The sequence below is a fragment of the Paenibacillus peoriae genome, from assembly GCF_022531965.1.
GTDB classification, from domain to species: domain Bacteria; phylum Bacillota; class Bacilli; order Paenibacillales; family Paenibacillaceae; genus Paenibacillus; species Paenibacillus polymyxa_D.
This window is the reverse complement of record NZ_CP092831.1, coordinates 3,085,024-3,100,418: the sequence shown is the minus strand read 5'-3', so window position 1 is coordinate 3,100,418 and position 15,395 is coordinate 3,085,024. Positions and strand designations below refer to the sequence as shown.

Here is a 15,395-nt window from a genome sequence, read left to right as displayed (position 1 = left end):
CACATGAGCAAACGCACCTGGCAGTATGCATTAAAGGTCTTTGTGGCGCTGAGCTTGTTCGTATCCGTGTTAAGCGGTTGCGGCGCGCCAAGTGTAAAGGATACGTATCCGCTGGAATCGGTTAGTGGCAGCGGAAATTCAACCTCGTATGTATACCGGGCAGCTGGCAAGACAGTCCCGGAAGTAGCGGAGGAATTGAAAGAACAGCGTACACCGGAACAAATGTCACCGCAGAGCAATGAGCGGATGTTTCTGGTATATAGCGATGAGTGGTACCATTTGCAGCAAGATCCAGCTAAGAAGGAAGATACACTCATTGAAATTGACAGTAAAAAGTATGTAGAACAAAATTACAGTTCAAGCTTTTTAAAAGGATACTTAACCGCAACTGTGCTGGATGCTCTGTTTGATTCCTTACGTGGTTCAGGCTCCTATCGGGGCTACTCCAGCAGAGATGTATACCGACCTTCTCAGGGCCAATATCGTGCTCCTACAGTGCAGGAGAAAAAGGCGATTCCGCCGATTACGGTGGAGCGGAAAGGTTCGGTTACCCGTAGAGGGAAGAACTCGGATTCTAGCGTTGGATCAAGCGGAAGTTTGTTCGACAGAGGGTCCAGCAGTTCACCGAGCAGAGGCTCGATTTCACGTGACCGGAGCGACAGCGGCGGTTCCAGCATATTTGATTCGCCGCGTAAATCTTATAGTAAGCCCAAAACACGTAGCGGTTCAGGTAAAATCAGCCGACGAAGTCGACGATAATGGGTAAAATTTTATTTTCTTCTAAAGTTGTTTGCGGAACTGTGGAGCTGTTGCACAGTTCCTTTTTTGTAGTTTGATATAACCTAAAGTGAATTGAACGGTGCTCCTTTGCTTCGATTTTATTGCCGTCTATTTTGACCTACACTTGATCAGAGCTTATGTGTTCAATACCATCGTCTTCAATAATGTTGCTTTTTTTGATATGGAAATGACGAGCTATCTTTTCTATAGCACCCATCCGTGGTTCAGAAAGTCCGCTCTCCCAAGCTGAAATTGCTTTATTGGTAACCCCAGCGATCTCAGCAAGTTCTTGTTGAGTCAAATGATATTTTATACGTAATTTTTTAAAATTGTCACTTAAAGCCACTATAATCCCTCCACCCCAAATTAAGTAGATTATAACCTTGATATCGAAAAAAAACCAACATAATACATTAGCAAAAGCAACGTCGCTCACTTGGGGTGACTTTTTTTGTTAGTATAAATGGGTGTCGAGTTTGAAGAAGAAAGCCAGGGGAAGAAAATTCACCTCATATTTATACAAAAAAATCCAATTTACTAGATTATTTCATTGCCACATCTATTAGTAAAATATACAATTACATCAGGCGAAATAGGAGGATGGTGTAACTGTGTTATCTGCTTTTTTATATATTTTACTTGGTTTTTTCGATGCTTTAGCGGCAGTTACTTTGGTCTTGAAGATTTATATGCTCCCCGTGTGGGAAAATCGAAGAAAAATACTTCTCTATGCAATTGGCATAACTTTGTTTTCCTTTCTCATGAGAGAAGTAATAGGCATGCCTAAATTAGATTTTCCGCTTCAGTATTTGTTAATGGTTCTCTTTTTAAGATTTGGTTTAGGGATCAAAACATATCTTGCGGCTTTTTCTGCTGGTTCCGGTCTTACAGCTTACATTAACCTACAGCTATTTGTATATATATTTGCAAACTTTTTCGGAGTAGCACAGCCAGGTGTTATAAGTGATACAGCTGGCTCTTCTATATACGTTATACAGTTGTCTTCCATCCTTACTGCGTACTTTATTTCTTTTGTGATGGGTAAATATAACTTTGGATTCTCATTTATCATTCAACCCCCACATGATTTTTTGAAAGGTGAAAATTACCTAGCATCTCTAAATAAAATGTTCATTATAGGGTCCCTAATATCATTTGTCACTATTTTTGTTACTTTGTATATGCTCTATAACTCCAATACGATAGGATTACTTTCCATCTCATTACTAACTTTTGGAATATCGTACTTCTTATCAGAGAAAGGAGATTACGAGGATGCTAGAAACGCTATCGAGGCACATCGCATCAGAAATAAAGAAAGCTGATCCTGATGGACCCACAAGTGTTGAAGTGATGGAGTATGCGATTGGTATAAAAATTACCGAAATTTCAGCAGTGCTCATGGTCGCAGTTATAGGATGGATAACAGGACATTTTTGGGGGGCATTACTAGCTCTGGCTACGATCATGTTTGTAAGGAGATTTTCAGGAGGGGTACACTTCAGCAACCTTACACTTTGTGTCTTCTTTACAACGGCCATATGTGTAACTATACCTTTTGTCTCTTTAAGTTTAGCAACGATTTTGATAATTAACGCTTGTTCATTATTAGTGTTTGTACTATATGCTCCCAATCATTTTATCTATATTAATAAGACCAAACATCACAAATATTATAAAACGATATGTATTTTAGTTTGCATATTAAATTTTTTTATACAATCTCACATAATATGTTTAGCTTTAATTATACAAGCATTCAGTATTCTTCCTTTATGGAAAGGAGGTGAGCGAAAATGGATAAGAAATTGGCGAGAGCTTTAAGTATAAGCCTTGGTAAATACGCTAACGAGTCTACGAAAAAAGAAAAAACAATTTTTGGCGCTAAACCTGTACCAGCTGAGCTGAAGAAAACAGAAAAGAACTGAATTTAATGGAAGAGGGAAAGCGAATCCTAGCCACTCCATTGCTTGATGACAATTCACTTGGAGATTGCTCTTTTTTTTGTGAGAATCACCTAGTTGCGATTGAATTGTGGAAGCCTAAAAGCAATTATCACATTCCGCTTTTTCATACTTCTCATGGAAGATTTACAGTTCCCACCACCCTCCATGAATGTTCCGTAGGCTTACCCACTTTTTGCAATTTGGACGGATCTAATTTGGTTAACATCACACAAGTGGACAAGATCATTACGGGAGATTATGGAGGGGGGCAGGTTGTTTTTAAAAATCAAGACATTAAAGAAAGTATAAATTCAGCAAATTTATCTCGATGGAGACAAATATATGCAGATGCAATGAATGCCGATAGAGAATTTCGTTATATTTTCGGATCGGAAATTAAGGTAGTGGGTAAGGCAGCAGTGAGCGGTTTTTTTAAGGTAATGAATATGCATAGTGTGGATATGTGGGAACCTAAAAAAAATTATTATGTCCCGCGTTTCAACTCTGGAGATCGTTCTTATACAATCGGGCTAACCGCACAGGCTTGCAGGGAAGCTTTTCCGTATCTATATCCAGCTTATAAAGATACCCTGATAAATCTTGACTTGGTTTGTGAAATTGAGTCTAACGCATTTGGAGGGCTGGTACGATTCGAAGGATCTGACTTCACTTGCTCGATGTCTCATAATAAACTTAAAGCGCTTAAAAAACTGTGGAAATGACCTATGAAAATTCAGGGGTCATTTTTGTTACCAGATTTAAATGAATAAGTCAATAATCAGTTAGACTAGGATAAGCCGGACGGGTTCGATTTAATTCGACATATTTCCCGTTTTTAATCATTTTCCATGTGATAAAATTGATTATGAAAAAAATAACAATCTTTTAAATAAAGGTGAAAACAATCTACATATAAGAAAAGGAGGGTGAAAGCGGGATATATATTGTAAATGCCGGCATGTACAAATGCCCCGAAGGAAATGCCTGTTTGTCAGGCAAGTTCCCACTCATATAAGTCCTCAGCTTTACACTCCAATATCCTAGAAATGAGGACTGCCGCCTCGAATGACATTTTGTCACGTCCCGCGATCCAGTTGGATATTTGTTGCCGCGAATATCCAGTTCGTCGGGCGAGCCATGATTGAGTGCGTCCATGAGATTTGAGTTCCTCTTTCAAAAGGCATTTCCCCCGAGTAAGTTTTTGCACCTTACTTGCTCCTAACAGGGGAAAAGTGTTTCGTTCAGAGTATACAGGTAAATTACTTTTTTATCAATTATATTGTGGAGTTGATTGGATGGTTGCAGATAAAAATGAAAATGTAACTTGCACTAGCTTTTATACAATAAAGATGGCACGACTCGCTTCAGGATATAGTGAGTTAATAGCTTGCAATATACTTGGTATGTCAATGAATGAATTAAAACATATAGAGGAAGATTCATCCGATTTAACAATAGCTCGAGCACAGCAAATGTCCTCGTTATATGAGGTTTCAATAGATTCAATCTATTTCGGAAAAATTAATATAAACTAATAAAATAGAGAAATGACCGGATGATACGCAAAATTAAAAACTGAAATCTACCAAAAACAGCCGCGATATGATATCCAGGCTGTTTTTTGGCGGATAAAGACTTGGAGCAATTCAATAAATACCGTTTGGATTTGCCAGATAACGGTTTTAGCGTTATAACAGAAAGAGGACATTTAAGAAGAACGGAGTGAGAATATGAATCATACATCATTAAACGCAGAAAAATTCCAGCGTAAAGCAGTTCAGGTGGAAGAGGCACAAAGCAGGATAGCTAGTCATGTTAAACAGGGTGAAAGGGAGGACGTAGGGCTTGAGCAAGCACATGGTCGCTATCTGGCGATGGATTTGACTGCGCCACATCCGTATCCCCGCTTTCGTCGTTCTGGTATGGACGGCTATGCGATCCTTGCCTCGGACACTGAAGTCTGTTCGACCGGTCAGGAAATCTGGCTACACGTGATTGATGAAATTCCTTGTGGCACTGTATCGGACAAGCGGGTGGAGACGGGAATGGCAGCCCGCATCATGACAGGAGCACAACTACCTGAAGGAGCGGACACGGTGGTTATGCTGGAGGCGACACAGCTGCGTGAGGAAAATGGACAGACATATGTTGGCTTAAAGAAGCGTATGGAAGTTGGCAAAAATGTGACACAAATTGGTCATGAGATTAAGGAAGGTCAGCTTTTGCTCAGTAAGGGAACTTGCGTGGGAGCGGGGCATGTCTCAGTACTGGCTACTTTTGGTGTACATCGGGTGCCTGTTTACAGGAAGCCAAGGGTGGCTGTCTTTTCCACAGGGTCAGAATTGCTCGCAGTGGATGAGCCGTTACAACCGGGAAAAATTCGAAACAGTAATACATATATGCTGGCTTCTCAAATCAGAGAGGCAGGAGGAGAGCCGTTCATTTTACAAGCCATTCATGATGATTTGAGTCTTGCCCGTACCTCTGTACGTGAAGCCATAGCTGCCTATGATATCGTGGTCACGAGTGGAGGAGTATCGGTGGGGGATTTTGATATTATGGGTGACCTGGTACGACAGGAAGATGTGAATATGCTGTTCAACAAAGTTACGATGCGTCCAGGAAGTGTGACCACAGCCGCAGTGATTGACGGCAAGCTGTTATTTGCGCTTTCAGGCAACCCCGGTGCGTGCTTTGTAGGCTGTGAGCTGTTTGTACGGCCGACGATCCAAATGATGTTATCTTCGGCACATCCATATTTACAAACCTGGACGGCGAAGTTAGGCGCAGATTATACGAAGGTAAACAACTATACACGCTTTGTACGCAGCTCTTTGGAGATACGTGGTGGACAAGTATACGCGATTCCTGCGCGAGCAGATGAATCTAGTGTCATGGTGACCATTAAGGACAGCGACTGTCTGATCGTGATTCCTCCTACAACAGAAGGATTACGCAAAGGTGAAGAGGTGCGAGTACTGGTATTACAAGGTGGACAGGTAACGTGAATACGAAACATCCATTTGTATGTCAAATCGTCGGATTCAAAAATACGGGGAAAACGACCTTTCTCGGAGGGTTAATTCGTTATGTGCAGAAGTCAGGTCTACGCGTAGCAGTGATCAAGCATGATGGACATGAATTTGAAATGGATCATGAGGGTACTGATACGTATAAGCACCGACAGGCGGGTGCTGAAGGCGTAGCTATTGTTTCGGCTGGAAGAACAGCTATTTTAGAGGAGAATAGTCAGCCTGTCACCAGTCTGATACGGCATTTTCAGGCCTATGATTGTGTGTTGCTGGAAGGCTTCAAGCAGGAGGATTATCCGAAGCTGGTCATGGTTAAGGAACAATCGGATGCTCAGCTTACCGATAAGCTGACAAATGTACAGGGGGTAGCGGTTTGGGAGCATCAAATGGATTGGGCTCAACATCACTACTCAGATGAAATGATACAAATATTTCCTGCTGAGGCCAACGGACCCGCAGGCCGCTGGCTACTCGAACAGATTCAAAAGCAGATAGAAGGAATGAGGAATAAGCAGGGGTGAGACATCAATCGGCTGAGTCGCTTAGAGTCTCTACCCGCCGTTCGATCGCCTGGGACATGGTTTTGTCAGTCAGGTGGGCATACACTTCTGTTGTTTCTGTCGAAGCGTGCCCCAGTTGTTCCTTTGTTTTGTAAATATCATTTTGTAAATAATAATCAGTAGCAAAGGAATGACGAAGCTTATGCACGGTAAGGTAAGGCTTACCGAAACGCTTGGCGTACTTTATGATCATTGCCTGAATCGCTCTTTTGGTCATCCGTTTGCCTTCTGTACTCCCGTTAGGACGTGTGACAAAGAGAGCCTTTTCTTTTTTTGGAGCGCGGTAACGGGTATGTCTCAGGGACAAATAAAGTACGAGATCATCTTTGGATTGCTCGCGGAAATACACCGGCGTTTTAAAGGTTTCGTCGTTATTGCCTTTGCGATACACATATAATAATTTATTGTTTATGTCTAAATCATCCAGATTCAGATTGACGATTTCAGATACGCGCAGGCCTGAGTTCAAAATGAGGCTGGCGATGCAGGCATCCCGTTCCTTATTTAGTTCATAGGAGTATAGCGCCTGCTTATTATCGGCCAAATCCTGACCATAGCCTTCATAAATATAACCGATGAATTCAAGCAATTCTTCCTCTTCCAGTATTTTACCTTTAAGCTTGGCCGCCGTATCCTTGGGTTTATGTATACGCTTGATTTCGACCTTGGCCATAATGTTGCGTTTGAGCAATGGATAAAAATTTTCATCCTCAGCGATCTGACTTAAATAATGAAAAAGCGAACGCAGAGACGACAGCTTACGTGAAATGGTTATACGGGAGTTGGAGCCTTCGAGCTTAGTAGACAGAAATAATCGAAAGCCTGTAATACTGTCCATGTGAAGTGTCTCCAACTCTTCAAGTGTAACTTGGGCATTCGTTTCTCCGGCAGACAAGCCTTCCGAGCGAAGCCATGAAAAGAAAGCTTCGTAATCCCGCACATATTCTAGTAGTGTGGAAGGGGACAGGTCGGGCAGCTTATAATCCATAAATTGCTGCACGTACCATGGTAATCCCGGCATTTTTTCATCTAGTTTGCGCCGGTCGATGATCTTTTGTATATTCATTGGGTTCCACCTCGTCCGGTCATAATATATATGTATTTTAGCATATTTTGAACAGCACTGGATGGGATGTAATTCGAAGTTAAAGAACGGATTGAACCGCCAAGAGAGGTGAAAGTATGGGGTATAATATCAAATCGGAACTGAAGCTGTCTATTAAGAGTGTACCGGAGTCGCAAAAGGACATTATTGTACAGCTCATGCAATTTTATTTATACGATTTTACAGCCTATCTGCGAATTGATGTCACTGAGAAGGGGACATTCCCGGCTTATCCAGACTTGTATCAATATTGGACGAGCGGCGAACAGAAGTTGCCTTTTCTGATTTGGAGACAGGATGTTCCTGTGGGCTTTGCACTCGTTGACCGAATGTCCAGCAATCGAGAAGCTGACTACTACATGGCTGAGTTCTTTGTACTTCGTCCTTATCGGCATAATGGGGTTGGGACTTGGGCGGCTCATGAGCTGTTTGGACGTTTTAACGGACGCTGGAAGGTGACCCAGATGAGTACGAATAGGCCGGCACAATCCTTTTGGCGTAAGGTGATTGGAAGCTATACGAAAGGTGAGTACAGGGAACAGACACATCCCGTAAGAGGAAACATTAGTCAGTTTTTCAATACCTGAAAAATTCTAAATAGATAAGTTAGTAATGAAAAAGAGTTGGGGAGAGTATCCTATCGGCTCTTTTTTGTTGTAAATTCAAGTCTTCTATGATAAGAGAGCTACATTCTACAGGCTGTTCATGGTAAGATAAGGATAGAAGCATATAAATTCAATAGGAAAAGAGGGTATTATGCTAGAAAAATGGGTTCAGGAATTAAAAGATGGTGAACAAGAGCTGATTGCGTGGAGAAGACATCTACATCAGCATCCCGAGCTTTCTTTTGAAGAAACGAATACATCTGCTTTTATCGCCGATCAATTGCGCTCTTTTGGTATTGAGGTAAGAACGAATGTGGGTGGAAACGGTGTGCTCGGGTTTTTAGAAGGCGGTCAGCCAGGTAGAACGATTGCATTTCGTGCTGATTTTGATGCACTTCCTATTCAGGATGAAAAGGAAGTGCCTTATAAATCGACCGTTCCGGGTGTTATGCATGCCTGCGGGCATGATGGTCACACGGCTGCATTACTTGGAGTGGCACGCGTGTTGAGCCATAACCGTGAGGCGCTGAAGGGAAAGATTGTGTTTATTTTTCAACATGCAGAAGAAAAACCGCCTGGCGGAGCCAAGTTTATGATTGAGGATGGCTGTCTGGAAGGGGTAGAGGCGGTATACGGTATTCACCTCGCGTCTGAAATTCCTTTTGGTAAAATTGGATTAAAGAGTGGGCCTGCGATGGCGGCTGTCGACGCGTTTACGATCCAGATCAACGGTAAAGGCGGGCATGGCGCACGACCGCACCAGACGGTAGACTCTATTGTTATCGGCAGTCAAATTGTGAACGGGTTGCAGCAGGTGGTTAGTCGCAGGGTGGACCCTATTGAATCAGCAGTGTTAACGATTGGGGTATTTCAAGCTGGAACTGCCTTTAATGTGATTGCAGATAAGGCCAAAATTGAAGGGACTGTACGTACGTTTAATAAGGAAGTGCGTAAGGAAGTCGAGAATGAAATTCGCAGTATCGTCAAGGGGTTGACTGAGGCTTATCATGCCGGATACGAAATGGACTATTTGAATGGCTATCCTTCTTTGGTGAATGCCGAAGTCGAAACGGAACGTGTACGCGAGCTCATCGGCAGACTGTATGGAGCAGACGCTTTTTTGGATTTGAAGCCGGTCATGGGAGCAGAGGATTTTGCCTATTATTTGGAGCAACGACCGGGAGCCTTCATTCATGTAGGTGCCCGTAATGAGGATGAACGAACGCATTTTGCTCATCACCATCCTCACTTTGATTTTGATGAGCGGGCATTGCTCGTCTCAGGGCATATTTTTTTAGCTCTGGCGCTTGAATACTTGCAATAATATGCATTTGTTTATGACTAAAGCCAGTATTAACGGAAGTAACGGAAGCTGGAACCGCGCATAGCGCGGTTTTTTTGTTGTAAATCCAAGTATTTTGACACCCATAAAGAATGAAAATAAAGTAATTAATTCACTATGTGAAAAATTCATAATAGAAATAAATAAAAGGTGTTAACTCTGAAGGAAGTCTAAACCTCATACTATAAGCTGCGGAGCAGGAGATAATATCGCATGATCTTGATTTTTCGTACAAGGAAATGAAAAAAAGATGACGAATCTATTGAGCATGACAACAGTGTAAGCGCTAACAAATTGGGTGTTGCACTATATTTATTGGGATGAATGGGGGTGAGTCTAAGAGAACATTTGTCAGAATTGTGAGAAGCAACGATAACGATAGGAACGAATTCGTATATTCAAATGATTATGAAGAAGGAGGTTGAATTCATTGACTAAGGCAAAAAACAGGTTGAAGATTGCTTGTTTGGCGCTTGTGGTAGCGGGTGCTTCCTGGACAGGAATGATAGCGCCGACTCATGCTGCTTCAAGTGACGATTACAGTTGGAAAAGTGTCGTTACGGGTGGAGGTGGTGGTTTTGTACCTGGCATTATTTTTAATGAAACGGAAAAAGACCTGATCTATGCACGTACAGATATTGGAGGGGCTTACCGGTGGAATGCTGCCAATGAGAGCTGGATTCCGCTGACGGATTCTGTGGGCTGGGAGGATTGGAACAAAAATGGTGTCGATGCACTAGCAACTGATCCTGTTGATCCAAACCGTGTATATATAGCTACAGGTACGTATACTAATTCATGGGATAAACAAAACGGGCAAATTATGCGTTCCACCGACAGGGGCAATACGTGGCAGACGACCAAGCTTCCTTTTAAGGTGGGGGGCAATATGCCGGGGCGCTCGATGGGGGAACGTCTGACGATTGATCCAAATAGGAATAATATTTTGTTCTTTGGAGCTCGAAGTGGTAATGGACTATGGAAAAGCTCTGATTTTGGAGCAACTTGGAGCAAGGTGAGCAGTTTCCCAAATCCAGGGACGTATGTACAGGACCCTTCCAATGAATATACCAGCGACATTGTCGGTTTAGCCTGGATCACCTTTGACAAAAAAACAGGCTCTTCGAGTAAAGCAACGCAGACGATCTATGTAGGTGTAGCAGATAAAAAGCAAAGTGTCTATCGCAGTACAGATGGCGGGACAACCTGGTCTGCTATAGCGGGACAGCCTACGGGCTATTTGCCACATCACGGTGTGTTATCAACGGACGGCAATCTATATATTTCTTATAGCGATGGAGCCGGTCCATATGACGGAACAAAGGGTGAACTGTGGAAATTGAATACAGCCAGCGGGCAGTGGACTAACATTAGCCCCATAGGTAGCAGTAGCGCGGACAATCATTTTGGATATGGTGGACTGACGGTGGATGCCCAGAAGCCAGGTACACTTATGGTTGCTACGTTGAATGCCTGGTGGCCGGATGAAACGATTTACCGCAGCACGGACAGTGGGGCAACCTGGAGTCCTATTTGGGAATTTGATGGTTATCCGTCTCGCAAGCTGAAATATAATCTGGATATAAGCGGTGCACCTTGGCTGACTTTCAATGCCAACCCGGCTCCACCGGAAGTATCGCCCAAGCTGGGGTGGATGATCGGTGATCTGGAGATAGATCCATTTAATTCAGACCATATGTTGTACGGCACCGGAGCTACGATTTATGGCTCTAAAAATCTAACCAATTGGGATAAAGGCGGAAAGCTGGATATTTCAGTAGCCGCTAAAGGGGTAGAGGAAACGGCGATTTTGGACCTGGTGAGCCCTCCAACCGGTGCGCCTTTGGTGAGCGCAGTAGGTGATGTCTCTGGATTCAGACATGACGATTTATTTAAGGCTCCAGCTAAAATGCTGGATAATCCGACCTTTACAAGCAGCGAAAGCATTGATTATGCCGAACTGAACCCTTCCTTTATGGCCCGGGTAGGTAAAGCAGATTACAAAAAAGATCCAAATGCCAAATCCATCGGTTTTTCCAATGATGGCGGAGCCAACTGGTATAAAGCAAATAGCGAGCCTTCAGGTACAGCAGGAGGAGGCAGTATCGCCGTAGCGGCTGATGGTAATGGCTTGCTGTGGAGTACATCAGACAAAGGTGTGTTTCACTCCAAAACTGGTGGCAACTCATGGACAGCAAGCACAGGGATTCCAGCGAATGCAAAGATCGTCTCTGACCGAGTGAACCCTAATAAATATTACGCATTTGCCTCCGGGAAAATATATGTGAGCACCAATGGTGGCGTATCCTTTACGCCTTCAGCGGTAACTGGCTTACCGACAGCAGGCAATGCTGATATTGATGCTGTACGAGGAGCAGAAGGAGATGTGTGGTTCGCCGGAGGCTCCGAGGATGGAGGTCCATATGGCTTATGGCATTCCAACGATTCCGCCGCTACGTTCACCAAGCTCTCTAATGTGCAGGAAGCGGATTTTGTAGGCTTTGGTAAGGCAGCGCCGAACCGCACGAATGCAGCGGTATTTATCGTTGGTAAAATGGATGGTACACGTGGATTTTACCGATCGGACGATGCTGGTGCAAACTGGGCGCGCATTAATGATGACAAACATCAATATGCTCGAGTGACCAAAATTATTGGGGACCCACGGGTTTATGGACGTGCTTATCTGGGAACGAATGGGCGCGGCATTCTGGTGGCAGATCGTGTGGGTGGTGATCAGCCATCTACCGGGCAAGCAAGTATTACACCAACGACTGCAACCTATGGAGTGAATAACAACAATACAGATATTACTGTCAAGCTAACACTTAACGGCAATACGCTAGAAGCGATCAAGCAGGGGAGTGTGGTGTTGAACAAAGGTGAAGATTATACGCTTAGTGAGGAAACAGTCGTTCTTACCAACAAGTATTTATCTAAACTTCCTAAAGGAGAGACAGCACTAAACTTCCATTTTAGTACAGGCAATGATGTGTTGTTTACGATTACGGTGAAAGGGGATACGCCAAGTGAGCCGGGAACAGGCGAGGGCGTTCTGAAGGTGCAAACCTTCAATGGGAATGTATCCACCACAAGTAATACAATCAGTTCCAAATTTAAAATAACCAATACGGGAACCTCATCCATTTCCCTAGCAGATGTGACATTGCGTTATTATTACACCATTAACGGGGAGAAAACACAAAATTTCTTCACGGATTGGTCGAGCGTCGGTACAGGGAATGTGATTGCTAGCTTCAAAACATTATCCAATGCGAAGCCAGGGGCAGACTCTTATGCAGAAATTGGGTTTAAATCGGCTGCGGGTTCTTTAGAGCCTGGTCAAAGTGTGGATTTGCAAACCCGGATATCCAAAGAGGACTGGAGCAGTTACACACAGACCGATGATTATTCATTTAATCCTACAGCAAACAGTTTACAAGATTCTGCTAAAATAACCGCTTATCTGTCTGGAAGCAAGCAATGGGGAATTGAGCCCTAAACCTTAATAAGGATAATCCTAAGTCAGCCACTCTAATGAGTGAGCTGGCTTTATTTTGATGACCTTGTTGTCCCGCATTCTTTTTTTAGGAAAAAGCAACGACAAGTTGAAAACAGCAACTAATAGAGATTCAAATTAGATAATATAATTATTTCATTATATGAAAAATTAACAATAGAAAAAAATCTTTCTCGCATACGATCTCAATAAAACAAACACACCACCTTAAGTAGAAAAAAGAAGCACCGACAGGAACGTATGTTCTTTTATCTCGAAAAAGAAACGCTCCTGTCCTTAGACAAAAAGCGTCTCTAATCCATTTTTTATATTATCATACACCTCAAACAAGATGCCGGGATACTGAAATTAACAGTGTCATCGTAATGACATTCATAATCGTTGAAAGTAATACTGTTTGTGCGGCAAAATCGGGTTCATTTTTATATTCTTCCGCCAAAATACTTGTATTAACTCCGGTAGGCATACCCGATGCAATGAGCAAGGCTTGAGCGGGAATCCCCTTAAGACCCAGCAGCAAGACAAGCAGAAAACCGACTATTGGACCAGCAATCAGGCGTAGTACCATACTGATGTACACGGCTGTACGGCGCAAGCGAAAGGGATATTGCACAATTTGTGCTCCCAAAGTAAGCAGAGCCACGGCAACCATCGACTGACTAATATAATTCAAAGGTTCAGCCAGTAAATTAGGCAACGGACTATGCAACAGATTTAGGAGCAAACCTAGTGCAAGTGCATAAGGTACAGGCATTTTCAAAAAATTAATTAAAATTTTTCGAGTGTTAGCCTTACCGTTCTGTACAACAAAAGTACCGTATGTAAATGTAACAAAGCTTTGAAAGGTCATAATCAGAGCCTGAACGGAAATGGCTAGCGGATCACCTTTGAACACCAACTGATTGATTGGTAGACCATAATTTCCTGAATTATCTAGCATTACACTGTTTGTAAAAGCTCCACGCATTCCAGGGCTGTATTTCAGCGATCTGGCGACGGTAGTACTGATTACGTACAGAATAGCTATGTACAAGGCATAAAAAAGTGAAACCTCACCCATGAGCATTAAAGAAATTTCCGAGTGATATAGACCCGTAAACACAACTGCGGGGGTGATATAATAAAAATTGATTTTAGCTAAGGTATACAAATCCAGTCGAAAATAATATTGCATGATACAACCAAAACCGATAAGTACAAAAATAGGTAAAACAACGTCCAAAAGAATGGTGCCGAACATGTCTGTTTCATCTTCTTTCTATTATGCGAATGTAAAGGCTGTTTCTTATAAATGCATGGGCATTTTCTCATTATACTGTGTAAATAGGTTAGGCGTATAATAAAATTTTATAGTGGTTTTGGTAATCTGGACTGCAGCTATAGTGGTGTCTCACACATTAAATAAAAAAAGATAAAAAATCAGCTTAGAGAAACCGTTAATACATCTAGGGACGATTGAGCCCGGTGTTTACTATAAGGAGGAATCGCATCATGAAAAACACTTGGACAGCTTTACTAGCGTGTATACTGGTCTTGGGATTGGCAGCGGGAACCGCTGAAGCCAAGCAGGGACGCGGAAATGATCAGGGGAACAAACAGGAAGCAAAGACGTCTGTTAAAGACGGGAATGAAAAGAGCGGGGAAGAGCTAATCAATCCCCATGACTCAGACAATGATCAGTCCAAAAAACAAAAGGACAAAGCATCCGGTAAAAAGGATGAAAACAGTAAAAAAGACAAACACGCAGAAATCAGAAAAACTGAACCTGTTGCAGTAACGGATGATACATACGGGGGGTCCAAAGACCATAATGGTCACAAGGGACGCAACGGTTACAAGGGTCTGCTTCACGCGGTAGAAAATACGAAGGATAAGCCGGCAGGAGCGGTTATTGCGAATCTGCTGCTTACGAAATACCCGGACCGTTTGACTTCGGAGCAGGTTGCTGAACTTGAATTGATCCGGAATTCTGGTAAAGCACTGACTGAGGCAGCTGAGCTACTGGCTGAAAACGGAAATGTGACAGATGCCGTTTACATGCAGGAGGAGGCGGTACTGGCTAATGTGTCCGATCTGGACAGCTACAAAAAGCTGGGTGAATTCTCGAAGAAGGCCGGACGGCCGTCGGGTATGAAGCTGTTCGTGAATGGTGAAGAATACGACGCCAAACCGATTAACCGCAATGGGACCACACTTGTTCCGTTTAGAACAGCTTCCGAAGCTTTGGATGCAAAGGTTTCCTGGGATCCGAAAGAAAAGGCTGTTACTGTCACCCGTAACGGCGTGTCCGTCAAATTATTTGTTAACAGTCCGAAAGCATATATTAACGGTCAGCCGTATTCTATCGAGCAGCCAGCATCCATAGTGGATGGGACGACAATGGTACCTGTAAGGGTAATCGGAGAGGCCTTGGGGACAAATGTTAAATGGGAGCCTGAGAGCCAGTCCGTTGTTGTATACGAGCAGCCAACAACACCTGCATCAACATCATAACGTGCTGTAACA

At 43.0% G+C, this 15,395-nt stretch carries 16 protein-coding genes; 12 read left to right on the top strand and 4 right to left on the bottom strand.

The window, feature by feature from the left end; translation table 11 throughout:
• The first annotated feature begins 3 nt into the window (after window positions 1-3).
• Window positions 4-759, top strand: coding sequence for a DUF4247 domain-containing protein (locus MLD56_RS13435; protein WP_029517466.1), 756 nt, complete (start codon window positions 4-6; stop codon window positions 757-759).
• A 139-nt stretch (window positions 760-898) separates the two neighbouring features.
• Here MLD56_RS13435 and MLD56_RS13430 read toward each other — a convergent pair whose 3' ends face one another.
• Complete coding sequence (locus MLD56_RS13430) at window positions 899-1,126, bottom strand: helix-turn-helix transcriptional regulator (RefSeq protein WP_029517467.1); 228 nt, start codon at window positions 1,124-1,126, stop codon at window positions 899-901.
• A 265-nt stretch (window positions 1,127-1,391) separates the two neighbouring features.
• On the opposite strand from MLD56_RS13430, the gene MLD56_RS13425 reads away from it, so the two are divergent.
• The 4 genes from MLD56_RS13425 to MLD56_RS13415 are packed head-to-tail and all read left to right on the top strand — an operon-like array spanning window position 1,392 to window position 3,448.
• On the top strand, window positions 1,392-2,105 hold the full coding sequence (locus tag MLD56_RS13425; protein ID WP_029517468.1) for a hypothetical protein: 714 nt from the start codon (window positions 1,392-1,394) through the stop codon (window positions 2,103-2,105).
• On the top strand, window positions 2,056-2,604 hold the full coding sequence (locus MLD56_RS13420; RefSeq protein ID WP_029517469.1) for an accessory gene regulator ArgB-like protein: 549 nt from the start codon (window positions 2,056-2,058) through the stop codon (window positions 2,602-2,604). The genes MLD56_RS13425 and MLD56_RS13420 overlap by 50 nt, the downstream gene beginning before the upstream one ends.
• Window positions 2,577-2,708 carry a hypothetical protein gene (locus MLD56_RS26000; RefSeq protein WP_256026089.1) on the top strand — a complete coding sequence of 44 codons (132 nt, stop codon included), beginning with the start codon at window positions 2,577-2,579 and terminating at the stop codon, window positions 2,706-2,708. Before MLD56_RS13420 ends, MLD56_RS26000 begins: the two co-directional genes overlap by 28 nt.
• A gap of 5 nt (window positions 2,709-2,713) precedes the next feature.
• On the top strand, window positions 2,714-3,448 hold the full coding sequence (locus MLD56_RS13415; protein ID WP_029517470.1) for a hypothetical protein: 735 nt from the start codon (window positions 2,714-2,716) through the stop codon (window positions 3,446-3,448).
• A gap of 269 nt (window positions 3,449-3,717) precedes the next feature.
• Here the strand turns inward: MLD56_RS13415 and MLD56_RS13410 are convergent, their stop codons facing one another.
• Window positions 3,718-3,933, bottom strand: coding sequence for a helix-turn-helix transcriptional regulator (locus tag MLD56_RS13410; RefSeq protein ID WP_016820733.1), 216 nt, complete (start codon window positions 3,931-3,933; stop codon window positions 3,718-3,720).
• 88 nt (window positions 3,934-4,021) lie between these two features.
• On the opposite strand from MLD56_RS13410, the gene MLD56_RS13405 reads away from it, so the two are divergent.
• The 3 genes from MLD56_RS13405 (at window position 4,022) to mobB (ending at window position 6,279) form a co-directional block, all read left to right on the top strand.
• Window positions 4,022-4,261, top strand: a complete 240-nt coding sequence (locus MLD56_RS13405) for a helix-turn-helix domain-containing protein (RefSeq protein WP_029517471.1) — start codon at window positions 4,022-4,024, stop codon at window positions 4,259-4,261.
• 195 nt (window positions 4,262-4,456) lie between these two features.
• Window positions 4,457-5,734 (top strand): molybdopterin molybdotransferase MoeA, encoded by a 1,278-nt coding sequence (locus MLD56_RS13400; protein ID WP_029517472.1) that lies wholly within the window; start codon window positions 4,457-4,459, stop codon window positions 5,732-5,734.
• On the top strand, window positions 5,731-6,279 hold the full coding sequence (gene mobB / locus MLD56_RS13395; RefSeq protein WP_029517473.1) for a molybdopterin-guanine dinucleotide biosynthesis protein B: 549 nt from the start codon (window positions 5,731-5,733) through the stop codon (window positions 6,277-6,279). The genes MLD56_RS13400 and mobB overlap by 4 nt, the downstream gene beginning before the upstream one ends.
• A gap of 4 nt (window positions 6,280-6,283) precedes the next feature.
• Here mobB and xerS read toward each other — a convergent pair whose 3' ends face one another.
• A complete protein-coding gene (gene xerS, locus MLD56_RS13390; RefSeq protein WP_029517474.1) occupies window positions 6,284-7,384 on the bottom strand; it encodes a tyrosine recombinase XerS in 1,101 nt (366 codons plus the stop codon).
• A 116-nt stretch (window positions 7,385-7,500) separates the two neighbouring features.
• On the opposite strand from xerS, the gene MLD56_RS13385 reads away from it, so the two are divergent.
• From MLD56_RS13385 to MLD56_RS13375, 3 genes are all read left to right on the top strand, one after another.
• On the top strand, window positions 7,501-8,010 hold the full coding sequence (locus tag MLD56_RS13385) for a GNAT family N-acetyltransferase (protein WP_029517475.1): 510 nt from the start codon (window positions 7,501-7,503) through the stop codon (window positions 8,008-8,010).
• A 169-nt stretch (window positions 8,011-8,179) separates the two neighbouring features.
• Entirely contained in the window at window positions 8,180-9,352 is a 1,173-nt protein-coding gene (locus MLD56_RS13380) for a M20 metallopeptidase family protein (RefSeq protein WP_029517476.1), read from the top strand.
• Window positions 9,353-9,800: 448 nt separating this feature from the next.
• The gene (locus MLD56_RS13375) at window positions 9,801-12,872 is read left to right on the top strand and encodes a cellulose binding domain-containing protein (protein WP_029517477.1); all 3,072 of its coding nucleotides are present in this window, start codon (window positions 9,801-9,803) and stop codon (window positions 12,870-12,872) included.
• Window positions 12,873-13,212: 340 nt separating this feature from the next.
• Here MLD56_RS13375 and MLD56_RS13370 read toward each other — a convergent pair whose 3' ends face one another.
• Window positions 13,213-14,130 (bottom strand): AEC family transporter, encoded by a 918-nt coding sequence (locus MLD56_RS13370; protein WP_029517478.1) that lies wholly within the window; start codon window positions 14,128-14,130, stop codon window positions 13,213-13,215.
• Window positions 14,131-14,381: 251 nt separating this feature from the next.
• On the opposite strand from MLD56_RS13370, the gene MLD56_RS13365 reads away from it, so the two are divergent.
• The gene (locus tag MLD56_RS13365; protein WP_029517479.1) at window positions 14,382-15,383 is read left to right on the top strand and encodes a copper amine oxidase N-terminal domain-containing protein; all 1,002 of its coding nucleotides are present in this window, start codon (window positions 14,382-14,384) and stop codon (window positions 15,381-15,383) included.
• The last annotated feature ends 12 nt before the right edge of the window (window positions 15,384-15,395 follow it).

Coding starts and splice junctions, on each gene's coding strand:
- MLD56_RS13435 (WP_029517466.1), top strand. CDS start 4: ATGAGCAAACGCACCTGGCAGTATGCATTAAAGGTCTTTGTGGCGCTG.
- MLD56_RS13420 (WP_029517469.1), top strand. CDS start 2,056: ATGCTAGAAACGCTATCGAGGCACATCGCATCAGAAATAAAGAAAGCT.
- MLD56_RS26000 (WP_256026089.1), top strand. CDS start 2,577: ATGGATAAGAAATTGGCGAGAGCTTTAAGTATAAGCCTTGGTAAATAC.
- MLD56_RS13415 (WP_029517470.1), top strand. CDS start 2,714: ATGGAAGAGGGAAAGCGAATCCTAGCCACTCCATTGCTTGATGACAAT.
- MLD56_RS13405 (WP_029517471.1), top strand. CDS start 4,022: ATGGTTGCAGATAAAAATGAAAATGTAACTTGCACTAGCTTTTATACA.
- MLD56_RS13400 (WP_029517472.1), top strand. CDS start 4,457: ATGAATCATACATCATTAAACGCAGAAAAATTCCAGCGTAAAGCAGTT.
- xerS (WP_029517474.1), bottom strand. CDS start 7,384: ATGAATATACAAAAGATCATCGACCGGCGCAAACTAGATGAAAAAATG.
- MLD56_RS13385 (WP_029517475.1), top strand. CDS start 7,501: ATGGGGTATAATATCAAATCGGAACTGAAGCTGTCTATTAAGAGTGTA.
- MLD56_RS13380 (WP_029517476.1), top strand. CDS start 8,180: ATGCTAGAAAAATGGGTTCAGGAATTAAAAGATGGTGAACAAGAGCTG.
- MLD56_RS13370 (WP_029517478.1), bottom strand. CDS start 14,130: ATGTTCGGCACCATTCTTTTGGACGTTGTTTTACCTATTTTTGTACTT.
- MLD56_RS13365 (WP_029517479.1), top strand. CDS start 14,382: ATGAAAAACACTTGGACAGCTTTACTAGCGTGTATACTGGTCTTGGGA.